Source organism: Streptomyces sp. NPDC001270, assembly GCF_042896695.1.
In the GTDB taxonomy this organism is placed as follows: domain Bacteria; phylum Actinomycetota; class Actinomycetes; order Streptomycetales; family Streptomycetaceae; genus Streptomyces.
Genome location: NZ_JBIAXM010000001.1, coordinates 548,163 through 564,161, shown reverse-complemented (window position 1 = coordinate 564,161; position 15,999 = coordinate 548,163). Strand labels below are relative to the sequence as shown.

Here is a 15,999-nt window from a genome sequence, read left to right as displayed (position 1 = left end):
CGTATCCGGCGCCACATCCCGCCGTACCGGGTGGGGCCCCGTACGGGGGGAGGCACGGTGCGCGAACGGCAGGCGTCGCAGGGCGCCCGCCGGGCCCGGGAGTTCGAGGCGTTCGTCGCGGGCGCGGCAGGGCGGCTGCTGCATGCCGCGACCCTGCTCACCGCCGAGGACCCCGGCGACAACCCGCGCGCGCGGCGCCTGCTGACGCTGGCGCTCGCGCACACGTACGCGTGCTGGCACCGGCTGCGCGGCGAGGACCCCTACGACCGGGCCCGCCAGTACCTCGCCCTGCGCTTCGCGCGCACGGCCTGGCACCAGTACGGCGGTTTGGGGCGTGCCCGCGCGCATCCCGCGAGCCCGATGGCCGTGCTCGCTCCCCAGGAGCGTCTGATCCTCGTCCTCAGGCTGTACGAGGGCGTCGCCGAGGAGCAGGCGGCGGCCCTGCTCGGGCTTCCGGTCGAACGGGTCCACGCGATCTGCGAGCGGGCGACGGCCACGCTGCTGCATCCGCCGCGGGTGGCCACGGCGGGTGCCGTGGCGGAGCCGGCGCCGTCCTGAGGCGGGGGCCGGTGCGGAGGTGAGAGGGACGAGCGGGGGGAGAGACGGGTGAACCGGCCGGAACGGGAGGCCGCCGCACGGCGGATCATGGAGCGGGTGCCGCCGCCGGTGCCGCCCGACCTGTACCCGGAGGCCGTACGGCGCGGGAGGCGCGAGCTGCGGCGCAGGACCGCCGCCCGGCGCCTGCTGTGGCTGGTCCTGTGCGCCGGGGCCGTGGCGTTCGCGGTCTGGGCGGTGACGGCGCGCCCCTGGGTGGAGCCGCCGTCCCGGACGACTCCACCGCTGACCGGCTGGTGAGCCCCTTCAGGGTGCCGCCGAACCGCGGCGGCCCTCGCCCGGCCGGGTCAGCCCAGCGCCTGCTTCAGGTCCTCCAGGAGGTCGTCGACGTTCTCGATGCCCACGGAGAGCCGGACCAGGTCGCCCGGGACCTCCAGGGCCGAGCCGACCACCGAGGCGTGCGTCATCCGGCCGGGGTGCTCGATCAGTGATTCGACCCCGCCCAGCGACTCGCCGAGGGTGAACACCTTGGTGCGGTTGCAGACCTCGACGGCCGCCTCCTCGCCGCCCTCGACCTGGAAGGAGACCATGCCGCCGAACGCCTTCATCTGCTTCGCGGCGACCTCGTGACCGGGGTGCTCGGGCAGGCCCGGGTACAGAACGCGCGTCACGCGCGCGTGCCGGCCCAGCATGTCGGCGATCTTGGTGGCGTTCTCGGTGTGCCGGTCCATGCGCACCGCGAGCGTCTTGGCGCCGCGCAGCACCAGCCAGGAGTCGAAGGGTCCGGCGACCGCGCCCATGGCGTTCTGGTGGAAGGCCAGCTCCTCGCCCAGCGCCCGGTCGGCCGCGATCAGCGCGCCGCCGACGACGTCCGAGTGCCCGCCCATGTACTTGGTGAGCGAGTGCACGACGACGTCGGCGCCGAGCGCCAGCGGCTGCTGGAGGTAGGGGGTGGCGAAGGTGTTGTCGACGACGAGCCGCGCACCGGCGTCGTGGGCGACCTGAGCGACGGCGGCGATGTCGGTGATGCCGAGCAGCGGGTTGGAGGGGGTCTCCACCCATACGGCCTTGGTCCGCGGGGTGAGGGCGGCCCGCACCGCTGCCGGATCGCTGGTGTCGGCGACGGACCATTCCACCCCCCACCGGGCGACGACCTTGGAGAAGAGACGGAACGTACCGCCGTACGCGTCGTTCGGGATGACCACGTGGTCGCCGGGGCTGAGCAGCGTACGCAGCAGGGCGTCCTCGGCGGCCAGGCCGGACGCGAAGGCCAGACCGCGGCGGCCGCCCTCCAGCGCGGCGAGGTTCTCCTCCAGCGCGGTCCTGGTGGGGTTGGCGCTGCGGCTGTACTCGTACCCCTCGCGCAGACCGCCCACGCCGTCCTGTTTGTACGTCGAGACCTGGTAGATCGGCGGGACGACCGCCCCGGTGCGGGGATCGGCGGTGTTGCCCGCGTGGATCGCGAGTGTCTCGAAGTGCTGACTGATGTGCCTGTCGCTCATGGGCCCCGAGCGTAGTGCGCCGAGGGGCCCGCCGCCGGGTCATGGCTCGCCCGGTCCTGACGGAAGGGTTCTCCCGGTTCGCGGGTGGGTGGTCCTGCGGTTCGCGGGTGAGTCGTCGTGCGGGCCCCGCGGGGGGTGCGGTGCCGGGGCGCGGGTGGTTTTCCACAGGGGATCGAACGGGTTCGCCAATTGTCGGCGGCGTCTGGTTCGCTTGAGGCATGTCGATTCTCTGGGTCCTGATGGCGCTGCTCTTGCTGAGCTTCGTGGCGATTCCGTTCCTGCGGCGCAGGCGCGCCGGGATCGAGCGCGTCTCCCCGGACCACCCGGACGCGGCGGACCCGGCGACCTACGGCTTCGTGCGCCAGGAGGACCTGGACATCCGGATGCCCGGCCCCGACCAGGACCTCCTCGACGTCCTCGACCTGGTGCAGCGCACCCAGGACTACCGGGCGGCGGCGCAGTTGCTGGCCGGCACCGAGACGGCGGGCGAGCTGCGCTGGCAGCGCGTCCAGGCGTTCGCGGGCGCGGCGGCCCTGGAGTTGCAGCAGCGGCCGGGCGGGGTCCACGAGACGCCGGGCGGCCAGTGGCTGCGGGTGTGGCGGGCCGAGCAGCCCAAGGACGCGGGCGGCGCCGCGGTGCACGCGGAGTTCCTGGTGCAGCAGGCGTGGCGCACGTCCACACCGGGGACGGACGAATTCCGGATCATCATGGAGGAGGCCGGAAACGCCTGTGGGCAGGCTGCGCTGCTGGCGCCCGGTGACCCGGTCCCGTACATCGTCGAGCTGTCGGTGGCCCGCGGACTGGCGTATCCGCGCGCGGAGTTCGAGCAGCTGTGGCTGAAGATCCTGGACCGCGCCCCGGCCCACATGGGCGCCCACCTCGCGGCGCTGCACTACTGGTGCGAGAAGTGGCACGGCTCGCGCGAGCTGGCGTACTCGTTCGCCGAGGCCGCCGCCGCCCGCGCCCCGCAGGGCTCCCTGCTGGCCGCCATGCCCCTGTTCGCGGTCTTCGAGCACCTGCCCGAGGTGAACCTGGTCAGCAGCTTCTACCAGAGCGAGGTCGTCACGAAGGCGATGCACGGCGCGCTGTACGCGGTGCACGCGGCCCGCTCCGACGACCCGATGCTGGCGCACGTCCGCCATCTGCTGGTGTTCTTCCTGGTCCGCGCCGAGCGCTGGGCGGAGGCAATGAGCCAGCTGGTGCACGTGGACGGCCATGTCGGCGCGCTCCCCTGGACGCTGTCCGCCGAGCCGGCCGCGGAGTTCGCCGTCTACCGCGCCCTGGCGGTCGCGGGTTTCGAGGCGAACGGCGGCAGCCCGGCGTCGCTGCTCAACTGACGCCCCCGGACGGGGAGTCGGCGGGCGGGCGGCAGCGGTGCCAGGGGCCGGGGGCGCTGCCTGCCGGAGTGATCCGCCCGAGTCCGTGCCCGGCGCGGACCGGGGCGACGGACAGGCTCGCCGCATGGACCTCGGGACAGACATGGACATCCGCGTGGACATCGCCCGGGAAGCGAGTCAGGAACTCGTCGACGCGTTCGCCCGGTTGCTGCCCCAGCTGTCCTCGACGGCCAGGCCCCTCGACCACGAAGCGATCGACCGCATGGTGACGTCGGACGCGACCACGGTGCTGCTCGCGCGGATGTCCGACGCGATCGTCGGCACCCTGACCCTGGTGCTGCTGCCCCTGCCGGCCGGGCTGCGGGGCCGCGTCGAGGACGTCGTCGTCGACGAGGCCGCGCGGGGCCGGGGAATCGCGGGGCTCCTGCTGCGGGAGGCGGTGCGCATCGCCACGGAGGCGGGTGCCCGGACGGTCGATCTCACCTCCCGGCCGGACCGCGCGGCGGCGAACCGCCTCTACGAGCGCCTCGGCTTCCAGCCCCGGCACTCGACGGTCTACCGCTTCCCGGTCGACCGGTAGGAGATCACCGGCCGCCGCCGGGCCCGCGGCGGCCGGGGCGGGTTCAGCGCGACTGGAGTGCGTCCAGCGCCACGGCCTGCGCGAGCACCAGCCGCCGGTCGTAGCGGTCGTCGTCCATCCGTACGACGTAGTGGTCGCGGAAGCGGGTCTTCTTCTCGAAGGAGCCCACCTTGCGGCCGTCCGCGTCGATGAAGTCGAAGTGGTACTTCCAGATGAACGGCAGGTCCCCGATGTACGGGAGCACCCCCCACACCCGCCGGAAGACGGCGAGCGCGGCGTTGCGTTCCTGAACCGTGACGGTGGGCAGCCCCGGCTGGTCGAGCTGCCAGGTGGAGCGCAGCAGCGACTTGCCGAACTTCTTGCCGAACACGCCGATGGGCCCGCCCTCGCCGGTGACGTCGTAGGCGCTGGCGAGGTCGACGACCTTGCGGGCCTTGAACGCGGCGACGACGGACTGCTTCGACTCGTCGGTGTAGAGGGTGACCTCTTCCTTGAGCTTCATGCGCTTCTGCTCGATGAAGGCGACCTGCGTGCCGGGTGCGCCGGCGCCGTCGTCGGCGAACACCTCGTAGCGGTTGATCATCATGGTCACCCGCTGGTGGATGTGGAACTGTCTCTGGGTCTGTATCGCGACGGCGTTCATGGTCCCCTCCCTGGGATAGAGCGGCGTCAGCGTAGCGGGCGGCGTCCGCCGCGTCACTTCGGTGCCCATCCGGGCGCCGGGGCCCGGTGGGCGGACCCGGCCGACGCCCTTCGACGGCCGCCCGACCAGCGGCGTCACCGTGCGGGGTGAACGGTGCGCCCGCGCCCCCACATCACCGCGTCCGGCCCACCGCGCAGAGCTGACCGCACGCTCCGCTGGACGGGCCGGGACACGACCTGTGGGCGGGCCGTGACCCGGAGCACCCCCGCTGAAGGCCACCGGGAACTCCGCTAACCCAGCCGCTCCGCCAGGAAGTCCTCCCAGGTGCGCTTGCCCGTGTCCGCGTTCTGCGGGGCGAGGTTCGCCCCGGCCCGGTAGGCGCGGCCCGCCTTCCCGGGGATGCGGACCGGCAGGGTCGGGCGCCGGCGCCTGCCGCGCAGGTCGAGGTAGGGGCGGGCGAGCGCGCCGAGGTCGTACGGGCGCGGGCCCGCCAGGTCCGGGACCAGGCCCGCGGGGGCGCCGAGGGCCAGGTCCACCAGGCGGGCCGCCACCTCGCGGGAGTCGACCGGCTGGAGGCGCAGGCCGCCGGGGACCGGCAGGACGGGCAGTTTCGTCATCTTCTCGACCACGGTGAACGCCAGGTCGTGGAACTGGGCCGCGCGCAGCGTCGTCCACGGGATGCCGGACTCGGCGACCGCCCGTTCCGCGGCCAGCTTCGCGCGCAGCCAGGCCAGCGGCACCCGGTCCGCGCCGATGACGGAGATGTACACGAGGTGGCGTACGCCGGCCGCTGTCGCCGCCCGCACCAGGGTCCGGGTGGCCGTGTCGTCGCCTTTGGGGCCGCCCGCCAGGTGCAGCACGGTGCGGGTGCCGGCGACCGCCGCCGCCACTCCCTTGTCGGCCAGCAGATCGCCGGTGACGTGGGTGATGCCGGGCACGGACGGCCGGGGCCCGCGGCTGAGGATCCGCACCTCGTGGCCGGCCGCCCGCAGCAGCGGGACGACATGGCCGCCCAGGGTGCCCGTGCCGCCCGTGACCAGGATCGGTGATGCCGAGGACGTCGTCATGGCTGCTCCCTCGTCGGGTCGAGTGGGGCCTCCTGCGGGCCCCTCCTGCCGCTATGAACCGGCCTGACGAGGGAATGTGACAGCCCGTCCGCGTCTTTTCGCGTTTCTCTTCGCTGTCTTGTCGCGCTTCTCTTCGCTTCGTTCTATGACTGAATGCGCCGGTCTACGGTTTCTGCCCGGTTCAGCTCCCGCTGCCGTACGGCCGGGTGAGGATCTCCAGGTTGTGGCCGTTGGGATCCTCGAAGTACGCCCCGCGGCCGCCGTCGTTGGTGTTGATCTCGCCGGGCCGGCTGTGCGCCGGGTCCGCCCAGAAGGTGAGCCCGGCGTCCTTGATACGGGCGAATATCGCGTCGAAGTCCTCCTCGGAGACGAGGAAGGCGTAGTGCTGGCTGGTAACGGCGTCGGCCGTCTCCATGTAGTCCAGCGTCACGCCGTTGGGAATCTCGACCGGCGCGAACGGACCGAATTGTGGGCTGACTTGGAGCCCCAGGATGTCAGCGAGGAACTTGGCCGATGCCTGCTTGTCCCGCGCGGAGACGATGGTGTGGTTCAGGTTCACGGTCATCGTTGAGACCTCCTTGTAATCCAAGATACTCCGACACCAGTTAAGGTAAGGCTTACCTTATTTGGTGAACGGAGTGCTGGTCGTGCGTATGTTGGGGTCGAAGGCCGTCCTGGCCGTGTGCATAGCCGGAGGTCTGCTGGCCGGTTGTTCCTCGACGGGCGGCGGCAAGGGGGACGCCGGGGGCGGCGGGTCGCGCAACCTCGTCGCGGGCGCCTCCCAGGGCCCCTCGGCCGCGCCGGGCACGCTCGCCGACGGGATGGGCGCGGACCCCGCCGAGGACGGGGTGTTCCCGCGCACGCTCACCCACTTCGAGGGCAGCACCGTCCTGAAGACCGCGCCCGCGAAGATCGCCGCGTTGAGCACCGGGCAACTCGACGACCTGCTCTCCCTCGGCATCGTCCCGTCCGTCACCACCCGCGCCGAGAACGCCGGACTCGTCCCGGACTACCTGTCCGACGCGTTCCCGCAGTACGAGAAGCAGCTCGCCGCGATGTCCGACGCGGGCACCAGAGCCGCGCCCAACCTGGAGTCCCTGGCCGCCGCCAAGCCCGATCTGATCCTGGTCAACGACTCGCTCGCCGACCTCTACCCCAAGCTGTCGAAGATCGCGCCGACCGTCGTCACCGCGGGCCAGGGCATCAACTGGAAGCGGGACCTGCTGCTCGTCGGCGCGGCGGTCGGCAAGGGGCAGCAGGCCCGGAAACTGCTCGACGGGATCGCCGGCGAAGCCGTCGCCGCGGGCCAGGGCCCCGGGAGCACGACGGTCTCGATGGTGCGCTTCACCCCGGACCGCACCCGGATGTTCGGCGTGTCCTCCTTCACCGGTTCGCTCGCCGTCGACATGGGGCTCGCACGGCCCGCCTCCCAGCGGTTCACGGCCATTTCCGAGGACATCGGCGCCGAGAGCATCGACACCGCGGACGCCGACTGGATCTTCTACTCCGTGCAGGGCGACCCCGGCGGGACCGACGCCGGGGCCACCCTCGCCGGGCCGCTGTGGAAGTCGATGAAGGCCGTGCGGGCCGGGCACGCGGTCAAGGTCGACGACGACCCGTGGTACCTCAACGCCGGTCCCACGGCCGCACGTCTGGTCGTACGACAGCTCGCCGGGCACCTCGGCAAGTGAGCCTCCGTACGGCCCTTCCGCTGGCCGCCGTCACCGTCGCCGCCGCCGCGCTGCTCAGCCTCGCCGTCGGCACCCGGCCGGTACCGCCCGCCGCCGTGCTGGACGCGCTGCTGCACGGCGGGAGTTCACCCGACGCCCTGGTCGTCCGGTCGCTCAGGCTGCCGCGCACCGAGATCGGACTCACCGCGGGCGCCGCGCTCGGGCTGGCCGGGGCGGCGCTCCAGGCGGTCACCCGCAACCCGCTGGCCGACCCGGGCGTCCTCGGGCTCAGCCAGGGCGCGGCGGCCGGCGTGGTGCTCGCCGTCTCGCTCGGTCTCGCCGACGGCTTCGGCGGCTACGTCTGGTACGCCTTCGCCGGTGCCGTGGCCGCCGCGTGCCTGGTGTACGGCATCGCCGCCCGCGGCCGGGGCGGGGCCGCACCGGTGAAACTGGCGCTGGCCGGGACCGCGCTGGCCGCGATGACCACGGGCGCCACCACCGTCGTCCTCACCTCGTCCGCCGCCACGCTCGACCAGTTCCGCTTCTGGCAGGTGGGCGCGCTGAGCGGACGGGACGCGGGCGCCGTCGCCCGGATGCTGCCGTTCCTGGCGGCGGGCGCGGTCCTGGTGCTGTGCTGTGCACGCGGTCTCGACGCGCTGGCGCTCGGCGACGAGACGGCCCGGACGCTCGGGCACCGGGTCCCGCTGGTACGGGCGTCCGCGGCGCTCGGCGCGACGCTGCTGACCGCCGCCGCGGTCGCCGCGGCGGGCCCGATCGTCTTCGTCGGACTCGCGGTCCCCCAACTGGCCGGGCGGCTCGTACGCGGCTCCGGGCACCGGGTGCTGCTGCCGCTGTCCGCCCTGCTCGGCGCGGCGCTGCTGCTCGCCGCCGATGTGGCGGGCCGGGTGGTGCGCGCCCCGGCGGAAGTACCGGCCGGGGTGATGACGGCACTGATCGGGGTGCCGGTCCTGGTGGTGCTGGTGCGGCGGACGTACGGACGGAAGGGGACGGTGGGATGAGGCTTCGGCCCGCCGCGGCACCCGGTGCGGCTCCCTCCGGGGTCACCGTCCTGCGCGCCCGGCCACGCGTCTCGATCCTGGTGCACCGGCGGTCGGCCGCGGTGGCCTGCGTGCTGGCGCTGGTGCTGGCGGCCGTGCTGGTCACCTCGGCCTGCGCCGGCCAGACCTGGGTCTCGCCGGGCGAGGTGTGGCGCACGCTGCACGGCGCCGACACGCCCGACCGGCTGGTCGTCGCCGAGTTGCGGGTGCCGCGCATCGTCCTGGGCGCGCTGGTCGGCGCCGCGCTCGGGCTGTCCGGCGCGCTCGTGCAGACGGTCACCCGCAATCCGCTGGCCAGTCCCGACGTCATCGGCGTCGGGCACGGGGCCGCCGCGGCGACCGTCCTCGCGCTGGCCGGCGGCACGGTCACCGCCCCCGGTGCCCTGCCGGCCGTCTCGGTGGCGGGCGGTCTCGCCGCCGCCGCGCTGGTCTACGTGCTGGCCTGGCGGCGCGGCATGCAGCCCGGCCGGTTCGTACTCACCGGCGTCGGCATCGGCGTCGCCCTGTCCGCGATCGTGCAGCTGTACCTCACCGGCAGCGAACTCGACGCCGCCGAGCAGCTGAAACTGTGGCTGACCGGCAGCCTCAACGGGCGCGGCTGGGACCAGGCGGTGCCGCTCGCGGCCGTCCTGGCGGTCTGTCTGCCGGGGCTGGTGTGGGCGAGCCGGACGGCCCGGCCGCTCGGTCTCGATCCGGAGACGGCGGCCGGGCTCGGCCTGCGGGTCGAGCGGGCCCGGCTCACGCTGACGGTGCTCGGGGTCGTCCTGGCCGCGACCGCGACGGGCGCGGCCGGACCGATCGGGTTCGTCGCCCTGACCGCGCCCCAGCTGGCCCGCCGCCTCACCCGCACCGCGCAGCTGCCCCTGCTCTGCTCGGCCCTGACCGGCGCGGCGGTGCTGGTGGGCGCCGATCTCGCGGCGCGCACCCTGCTGCCGCCACTGGAGATCCCGGTGGGCGCGCTGACCTCGCTGGTCGGCGCGCCGTACCTGCTGTGGCTGCTGGGGCGGTCCGGGATCAGGCAGTGATCAGGTACTGACCGGACAGTGGTCAGATGGTGGCGGCGTCGATCACGAAGCGGTAGCGGACGTCGCTGGCGACGACCCGGTCCCAGGCCTCGTTGACCTGCTCGGCGCGGATCAGTTCGATCTCGGCGCCGAGGGCGTGCTCGGCGCAGAAGTCGAGCATCTCCTGCGTCTCGGCGATCCCGCCGATCAGGGACCCGGCCAGCTTCTTGTTGCCCATGATCAGCGAGAAGAGGTTGACGGAGACGGGGTGCTCGGGAGCGCCCACGTTCATGAGCACTCCGCCGGTCTTCAGCAGCGACAGGTAGTCGTCGAAGTCCAGCGCCACCGAGACCGTCGACAGGATCACGTCGAAACTGCCCGCCAGCTGGTCGAAGGTCTTCTGGTCGCTGGTGGCGTAGTAGTGGTCGGCGCCCAGCTTGAGGCCGTCGTTCTTCTTGCGCAGGGACTGCGACAGGACGGTCACCTCGGCGCCCATGGCGTGCGCGATCTTGACGGCCATGTGGCCGAGGCCGCCCATGCCGAGCACCGCGACCTTCTTGCCGGGGCCGACGCCCGCGCTCCGCAGCGGGGAGTAGGTGGTGATGCCGGCGCACAGCAGCGGCGCCGCCACGTCCAGCGACAGTCCGTCGGGGATGCGCAGCACGTAGTTCTCGTCGACGACGATCTTCTGCGCGTACCCGCCGTAGGTGGGCTCGCCGTCCCGGCCGCGCGCGTTGTACGTGCCGACCATGCCGAGGGACCCGGTGCAGTGCTGCTCCAGACCAGCCTTGCAGTTGCCGCACTCGCGGCAGGAGTCGACCATGCAGCCGACGCCGACGTGGTCGCCGACCGCGAACCGCGTCACGCCCGGACCCACCTCGGCGACCACACCGGCGATCTCGTGGCCGGGGACCAGCGGGAAGAGGGCCGTGCCCCACTCCTCGCGGCCCGTGTGGATGTCCGAGTGGCAGATGCCCGCGTACTTGATGTCGATCAGCACGTCGTACTCGCCGACCTCGCGGCGCTCGATCGTGGTCCGCTCCAGCGGAGCCTTCGGTGCGGGGGCGGCGTATGCAGCAACGGTGGTCATGCCGAATATCTCCTTGCGGGGGGAGTGCCCGGTTGCCTTCCGACCGGGAACGCGTCCCAGCGTGCTGCGCGGCAGGCATTTCACCCAGACCACCGTTTTGCCTACGTCCGCTGTTCCTACTACTGACCGGGTCAGCCTCCTGTGCGTAGCACTGCGGATTACGACCGATACTGGGCCCATGGACGTACCGCCCGAATCCCCAGGCCGTCCGCTGGACCGGCGTGCCGAACTCAGCGAGTTCCTGCGCACCAGGCGGGCCCGGCTGAAGCCGCAGGACGTGGGACTGCCCGACTTCGGCCGGCACCGCCGCGTGCCCGGACTGCGCCGCGAGGAGCTGGCCCAGCTGGCCGGGGTGTCGGTGGCCTACTACACGCGCCTGGAGCAGGGCAACGGGCGCAACGTCTCGGTGGAGGTGCTGGACTCGATCGCCCGCGCGCTGCGCCTCGACGACGCCGAACAGGCGCATCTGGTCCACCTCGCCAAGGGCAAGCAGCACAAGAAGAAGGCGCTCGGCCGGCCCCAGCAGGTGCGGCCCGCGCTGACCCAGCTGCTGGAGACGATGGAGGGCGTACCGGCGTACGTCATCGGGCGGCGCTCGGAGATCCTGGCGTGGAACCGGATGGCGGCGGCGGTCTTCGGTGACTGGGCGGAACTGCCGCCCGGCGAGCGCAACTGGGCCCGGCTGGTGTTCCTGCGGCCCGACTACCGCAGTCTGTTCATCGACTGGGAGCAGAAGGCGATCGACATCGTGTGCACCCTGCGGATGGACGCGGGCTGCTATCCCGACGACCCGCGGCTGTCCGCGCTGATCGGTGAGCTGTCGGTGAAGAGCCCGGACTTCCGGCGGCTGTGGGCGAGGCACGACGTCAAGGAGAAGAGCCACGGCGTCAAGCGGCTGCACCATCCGCTGGTCGGGGAGCTGTCCCTGCGGTACGAGACGTTCCGGATGCCCGCCGACGGTGACCAGTCGATGGTCGCCTACCACGCGGAGCCGGACTCCGCGTCGGCGGAGGGCCTGCGGCTGCTGGCCAGCTGGGGCACGGACGCGACCCGGGTGGCGTCGTCCTCGTCCCCGTGAGGCGCGTTCCGCCGAGGTTCCCGTGCGGCGCGTACTCGTGCGGCGCGTTCCCGTGAGGTAGTTCCCGTTCCGTGACGGCGGAGAGGGGCGTGGCGGACCGGATCCGCCACGCCCCTCGGGCCTACCGAGTACCTGTCGTCGGCGCTCGGCTACTTGCCGTAGTACGCGTTGTAGATCGACAACGCCGACTTGTTGCCCTTCTTGTCCGTGATGTCGGCGCGGAAGGAGATCGCCTTCGCCTTCGCCGGGTTCTTCACGGTGATCTTGCCCTGCCTGACGGTCGTCTTCTTCCAGGTCCTGCCGGAGTCGTACGACACGTACACCGTCAGCGACTTGAGGTTGGCGCCCGCGGCGGCACCCTCGACGGTGACCGGGAAGGTGACCGTGCGGCCCGCCGGGACCTTGCTGTCCAGCCCGGTCCTGGCCTTGAAGCGGAGGGTGGAGACCGGGAGCCTGGCCGCCTCGTTGACGGTCGGCTTCTTCGAGCGGAAGGTCCAGCTCGCCGTGATCCGGGTGGAGGCCGCCGCGACCTTGGTGCTGCGCTGCACCGAGGTGGTCAGCTTGTACGCGGCGTCACCCGCGGGCACCTTGAACGTCTCCAGGCCGAACAGCGGGTCGTGGTTGGAACCCACCTTGGTGCTGCCCCGGTACAGGGTCGTGGTCACCGCGGTGAAGTCCGAGGAACCGGCGTTCCCGGCGCCGTCGGTGAACAGCGGCACCATGCCGTAGATCTCGTTGCCGTCGCGGAACACGCCGTAGTCGGCGTTGAGGTGCGGCCCGAAGACCGCGGTGTTGACGGTCTTCGTGTAGGTCTGGCCGGCCTTGAACGTCTGCGCCTGGCCCAGCGTGACCAGGGCGTCCGTGATCGGGAAGCCGTCCGCGTCGACGCCGCTGATCTGGTCGAAGCCCAGTTCCCACTTGGCGCCGCCCACCGCGGACAGGTGCAGGGTACGGGTGCCCGGAGTGCGCTGCGGCACGCCGATGGTGAAGGCGTCGGAGCTGCCGGGCAGCCAGCCGTACGCGCTGACCGCGCCCTTCTTGCCGCTCGCCGACGCGCCCATGCCGATCTTCACCGTGGCCAGCTCGGCGGCCTTGTAGTGCTTGGTGTAGCCGGTGGCGAACTGCTTGACGGTGCTGCCGGCGGTGACGTCGTACTGCTCCGTGCCGCCTTTGCTCCAGTGCGCTTCCCAGTGCTGGTAGAGCGAGCCGTCGGTGATCTGCGGGCCCAGACCGGCGGTGCGGAAGTTGTCGTACGAGTCCAGGATCCAGCCGTAGGCGTAGTCGCCGCCGCCCGTCATGATGTCGAACGAGCCCACGGCGAGTTCCGGCTTGACGGTGGCGGGCACGGTGATGTTCACCGGCTTGGCCGTGCGCGCGTCCAGGGTGATCGTCTGGTCCTTGGTGACGCTCAGCTTCGGCTGGGCGATCCAGTCGACGCCCTTGGTGAAGTCCTCCGGGTTCACGTAGACCGCGGAGTTGAGGATGTACGTGCCCTTGGGCACGCGCACCGTCACCGTGCCGGAGGCGTCGTACGGGTGGAACGACTTCTGCGCGGCCAGACCGGCGACGCCGTCCAGGCCCGCCTCGTAGTACGGGGCCGGCTTGCCGTCCCGTCCGACGGCCTTCAGCGTGACGTCGTACGACTCGACCTCGCGCTGCACCGCGGCGGCCGTGCGTACGTTCTGGCCGCCGCCGGTCGCCGTCACATAGGCCGAGTAGGCGCCGTCGAGGGTGCCGCCCAGCTTGGTGTTCACGGTGAGGTCGACGGATGCCTTGCCGCCCGCCGGGACGGTCACCTGGGTCGCGCCGAGGGTGAAGAAGCCCGCCGGGGCCGGCCGGCCCTTGGGGTCGAGGCCGGTGGCGGCGAGGTCGAGGGTGACGTCCTGGTCGCCGAGGTTGCGGTACGTCACCTGCTGGGTGACCGGCTGGTCGTCGGTGTGCGGCCACTGCTGGGTGGGGAAGCTCACCGACACCGGGTCGGCGACCACCGACTGCCCGATGGCCTTGTCCACCTGGATGCGGCCCGAACCCTGCTCGAACGGCGTGTAGTTGCCGCCCTTGGTGGAGCCGGTCAGGGCGCCCTTCAGCTCGGCGTAGCCCCAGTCGGGGTGCTGCTGCTTGAGGAGCGCGGCGGCGCCCGCGACGTGCGGGGTGGCCATCGACGTACCGGAGATGGTCAGGTAGCCCGGCGGCTTCTCGCCGACCTCCTTGTCGATGACGCTGCCCGGGGCCGCGGCGGCGGTGATGTCGACGCCGGGCGCGGTGACGTCGGGCTTGATGGCGCCGTCGCCGACCCGCGGCCCGGTGGAGGAGAAGTCGGCCAGGGCGTCCTTGTCGTCGACGGCGCCGACGGTGAGCGCGGCGTCCGCGCTGCCCGGCGAGCCGATGGACTCGGGGCCCTCGTTGCCCGCGGCGATCGCGAACAGGATGCCCTTCTGCTCGGAGAGCTTGTTGACCTCGGCTTCGAGCGGGTCGATGCCGGGGCTGTCGGGGCCGCCGAGGCTCAGGTTGACGATGTCGGCGCCCTGCTGGGCCGCCCACTCCATGCCGGCCAGGATGCCGGAGTCGTCGCCGAAGCCGCTGTCGTCGAGCACCTTGCCGTTGAGGATCCGGGCGTCGGGCGCGACACCCTTGTACGTGCCGCCGGACTTGGCGCCGGTGCCGGCCACGATGGACGCGACGTGCGTGCCGTGGCCGAAGTGGTCGGTGGCGTCGGCGGCGGCGCTGAAGTTGGCGGACGTGACGACCTGGCTCTTGAGGTCCGGGTGGCTGGTGTCGACGCCGGTGTCCAGGACGGCGACCTTGACGCCCTTGCCGGTGTAGCCGGCCGCCCACGCGGTGGGGGCGCCGATCTGCGGCACGGACTTGTCGAGGCTGGCCTCGCGGACGCCGTCGAGCCAGACGTGGGAGATGCCGGCGGCGGACCGGTCGCCGTCGGTGATCGCGTCCCACAGCCGCGGGACGGCCGCGAGCGTGGTCTGCACGGCGTCCGCGTCGAGGGCCGTGAGGCGGTGGCGCAGGGTGCCCGCGTCACGGACGTCGGCCTTGGCGGCGGTTGCCGCGCCGCGGTAGCCGACGATGACCTTCAGGCCCTTCCGCTGCGCCTTGCGGGTGGCGGCCTTGTCGAGTTCGGTCACGTCGAACAGCCGCTGGTCCAGCGTGCCGGAGGCGATCAGGCGGGCCGCGTCGGCGGGCACGACGAGGGTGTGCCCGGCGGCCTTGCGGATCTCGTACGGTATGTGCTCGCGTCCCTTGGCCCGGTCCAGGCCGACGACCCGGCCCTTGGCGTCGAGGGCGACCCGGTCGCCGGTGATCAGGGTGACGCGGTGCTCGGCCGTGAACGAGCCGGCGGCGGCCCGCTGCTGACCGGGCTTCGCCGACGCCGGGGTGGTCATTCCCGCGGCTAGGGCGACGGCGGCGGCGGTGGCCACGGTGGCCACCGCCGCCCTTTTCATGTGTCTGCGCAAGACTCCCCCTGGGAGATGGAGTACCGGGTGAATTCCCCGTTCACCCGTCCGGGGGTATTTCCGTACGCATGCGCGTCGCCCCCCGGCATACGGAGTATGACGGGGGGTGATCAGCGCGCTCAAGAGATGAGAGAAGGGTGAGAAAACCGCGCGGAAAATGTTACGCCGCGGCCGGAACACCGTTACGAAACCGCGTGGTTGACGGGCCGTCATCGGTGCTAGGCGGCCACCGTGCGGTCAGGCGCCGGCATTCTCCTTGACGGTGATCTTCCCCTTGCGGATGGTCGCCAGGCGCGGGGCCTTCTTCGCGATCGACGAGTCGTGGGTGACCATGATGAAGGTCAGCCCGTGCTCCTTCCACGTGCGTTCGAGCACGTCCATGATCTCGTCGCGCATGCTCTCGTCGAGGTTGCCGGTGGGCTCGTCGGCGAGCAGCACCTTGGGCTGCTTGACGAGCGCACGGGCGATGGCGACGCGCTGCTGCTGGCCGCCGGACATCTCGGAGGGCAGATGGCCGCGCCGTTCGCCGAGGCCGACCGACGCCAGCGCCTCGGCGGCCCGCTCCCGCCGGTCCTTCGTGTTCACGCCGAGCGGGACGAGGGCGGTCTCGACGTTCTCCTGGGCGGTCAGCGTCGGGATCAGGTTGAACGCCTGGAAGACGAAGCCGATGTTCTCGCTGCGCACCTTCGTCAGCTTGGCCTCGGACAGCTTGCCGAGGTCGACGCCGTCCAGGATCACCTCGCCCGAGGTGGGCCGGTCGAGGGCGCCGAGCATCTGCAGCAGCGTCGACTTGCCGCCGCCGGTGGGGCCCTGGATGACCAGGCGGTCTCCGTCCCCGATGGTCAGGTCGACGCCCTGGAGGGCGTGCACGGTGTCCTTGCCGCGCGTGTAGCGCTTGGTGACGTCTCTGAGTTCGTACATGGTGGAACAACTCCTGGAAAACGGGTG

Annotated in this window: 15 protein-coding genes; 8 read left to right on the top strand and 7 right to left on the bottom strand. The window is 72.2% G+C overall.

The annotated features are described in order from the left end of the window. Positions 1–57 precede the first annotated feature (57 nt). Together ACFY2B_RS02600 and ACFY2B_RS02595 are read left to right on the top strand one after the other, a co-directional pair. A complete protein-coding gene (locus ACFY2B_RS02600; protein WP_390761280.1) occupies positions 58–558 on the top strand; it encodes a sigma factor-like helix-turn-helix DNA-binding protein in 501 nt (166 codons plus the stop codon). Positions 559–606: 48 nt separating this feature from the next. Then, positions 607–855: a hypothetical protein gene (locus ACFY2B_RS02595; protein ID WP_390761279.1), complete on the top strand. Its 249-nt coding sequence runs from the start codon at positions 607–609 to the stop codon at positions 853–855. Between the two features lie 47 nt (positions 856–902). Here ACFY2B_RS02595 and ACFY2B_RS02590 read toward each other — a convergent pair whose 3' ends face one another. After that, entirely contained in the window at positions 903–2,057 is a 1,155-nt protein-coding gene (locus ACFY2B_RS02590) for a cystathionine gamma-synthase (protein WP_390761278.1), read from the bottom strand. A gap of 218 nt (positions 2,058–2,275) precedes the next feature. Here ACFY2B_RS02590 and ACFY2B_RS02585 point away from each other — a divergent pair, with 218 nt between their 5' ends. After that, positions 2,276–3,394, top strand: a complete 1,119-nt coding sequence (locus ACFY2B_RS02585; RefSeq protein ID WP_390761277.1) for a hypothetical protein — start codon at positions 2,276–2,278, stop codon at positions 3,392–3,394. 124 nt (positions 3,395–3,518) lie between these two features. After that, positions 3,519–3,974 (top strand): GNAT family N-acetyltransferase, encoded by a 456-nt coding sequence (locus ACFY2B_RS02580; RefSeq protein WP_390761276.1) that lies wholly within the window; start codon positions 3,519–3,521, stop codon positions 3,972–3,974. 43 nt (positions 3,975–4,017) lie between these two features. Here ACFY2B_RS02580 and ACFY2B_RS02575 read toward each other — a convergent pair whose 3' ends face one another. The 3 genes from ACFY2B_RS02575 to ACFY2B_RS02565 form a co-directional block, all read right to left on the bottom strand. Next, a complete protein-coding gene (locus tag ACFY2B_RS02575) occupies positions 4,018–4,617 on the bottom strand; it encodes a hypothetical protein (protein ID WP_390761275.1) in 600 nt (199 codons plus the stop codon). A gap of 290 nt (positions 4,618–4,907) precedes the next feature. Next, positions 4,908–5,684, bottom strand: coding sequence for an SDR family oxidoreductase (locus ACFY2B_RS02570; protein ID WP_390761274.1), 777 nt, complete (start codon positions 5,682–5,684; stop codon positions 4,908–4,910). Positions 5,685–5,865: 181 nt separating this feature from the next. Continuing rightward, positions 5,866–6,249: a VOC family protein gene (locus tag ACFY2B_RS02565; protein WP_390761273.1), complete on the bottom strand. Its 384-nt coding sequence runs from the start codon at positions 6,247–6,249 to the stop codon at positions 5,866–5,868. An 88-nt stretch (positions 6,250–6,337) separates the two neighbouring features. Here ACFY2B_RS02565 and ACFY2B_RS02560 point away from each other — a divergent pair, with 88 nt between their 5' ends. The 3 genes from ACFY2B_RS02560 to ACFY2B_RS02550 are packed head-to-tail and all read left to right on the top strand — an operon-like array spanning position 6,338 to position 9,437. Continuing rightward, positions 6,338–7,375 carry an ABC transporter substrate-binding protein gene (locus ACFY2B_RS02560; RefSeq protein WP_390761528.1) on the top strand — a complete coding sequence of 346 codons (1,038 nt, stop codon included), beginning with the start codon at positions 6,338–6,340 and terminating at the stop codon, positions 7,373–7,375. After that, positions 7,372–8,373: a FecCD family ABC transporter permease gene (locus ACFY2B_RS02555; RefSeq protein ID WP_390761272.1), complete on the top strand. Its 1,002-nt coding sequence runs from the start codon at positions 7,372–7,374 to the stop codon at positions 8,371–8,373. Before ACFY2B_RS02560 ends, ACFY2B_RS02555 begins: the two co-directional genes overlap by 4 nt. Further along, positions 8,370–9,437, top strand: coding sequence for a FecCD family ABC transporter permease (locus tag ACFY2B_RS02550; RefSeq protein ID WP_390761271.1), 1,068 nt, complete (start codon positions 8,370–8,372; stop codon positions 9,435–9,437). The genes ACFY2B_RS02555 and ACFY2B_RS02550 overlap by 4 nt, the downstream gene beginning before the upstream one ends. Positions 9,438–9,459: 22 nt before the next feature. Here the strand turns inward: ACFY2B_RS02550 and ACFY2B_RS02545 are convergent, their stop codons facing one another. Then, positions 9,460–10,506 (bottom strand): NAD(P)-dependent alcohol dehydrogenase, encoded by a 1,047-nt coding sequence (locus ACFY2B_RS02545; RefSeq protein WP_390761270.1) that lies wholly within the window; start codon positions 10,504–10,506, stop codon positions 9,460–9,462. Between the two features lie 178 nt (positions 10,507–10,684). Between ACFY2B_RS02545 and ACFY2B_RS02540 the strand changes: the two genes are divergently transcribed. Beyond that, positions 10,685–11,584, top strand: coding sequence for a helix-turn-helix domain-containing protein (locus ACFY2B_RS02540; RefSeq protein ID WP_390761269.1), 900 nt, complete (start codon positions 10,685–10,687; stop codon positions 11,582–11,584). A gap of 149 nt (positions 11,585–11,733) precedes the next feature. Here ACFY2B_RS02540 and ACFY2B_RS02535 read toward each other — a convergent pair whose 3' ends face one another. Together ACFY2B_RS02535 and ACFY2B_RS02530 are read right to left on the bottom strand one after the other, a co-directional pair. Continuing rightward, positions 11,734–15,039, bottom strand: coding sequence for a S8 family serine peptidase (locus tag ACFY2B_RS02535; protein ID WP_390761268.1), 3,306 nt, complete (start codon positions 15,037–15,039; stop codon positions 11,734–11,736). 249 nt (positions 15,040–15,288) lie between these two features. After that, positions 15,289–15,972, bottom strand: coding sequence for an ABC transporter ATP-binding protein (locus tag ACFY2B_RS02530; protein ID WP_390761267.1), 684 nt, complete (start codon positions 15,970–15,972; stop codon positions 15,289–15,291). Positions 15,973–15,999 lie beyond the last annotated feature (27 nt).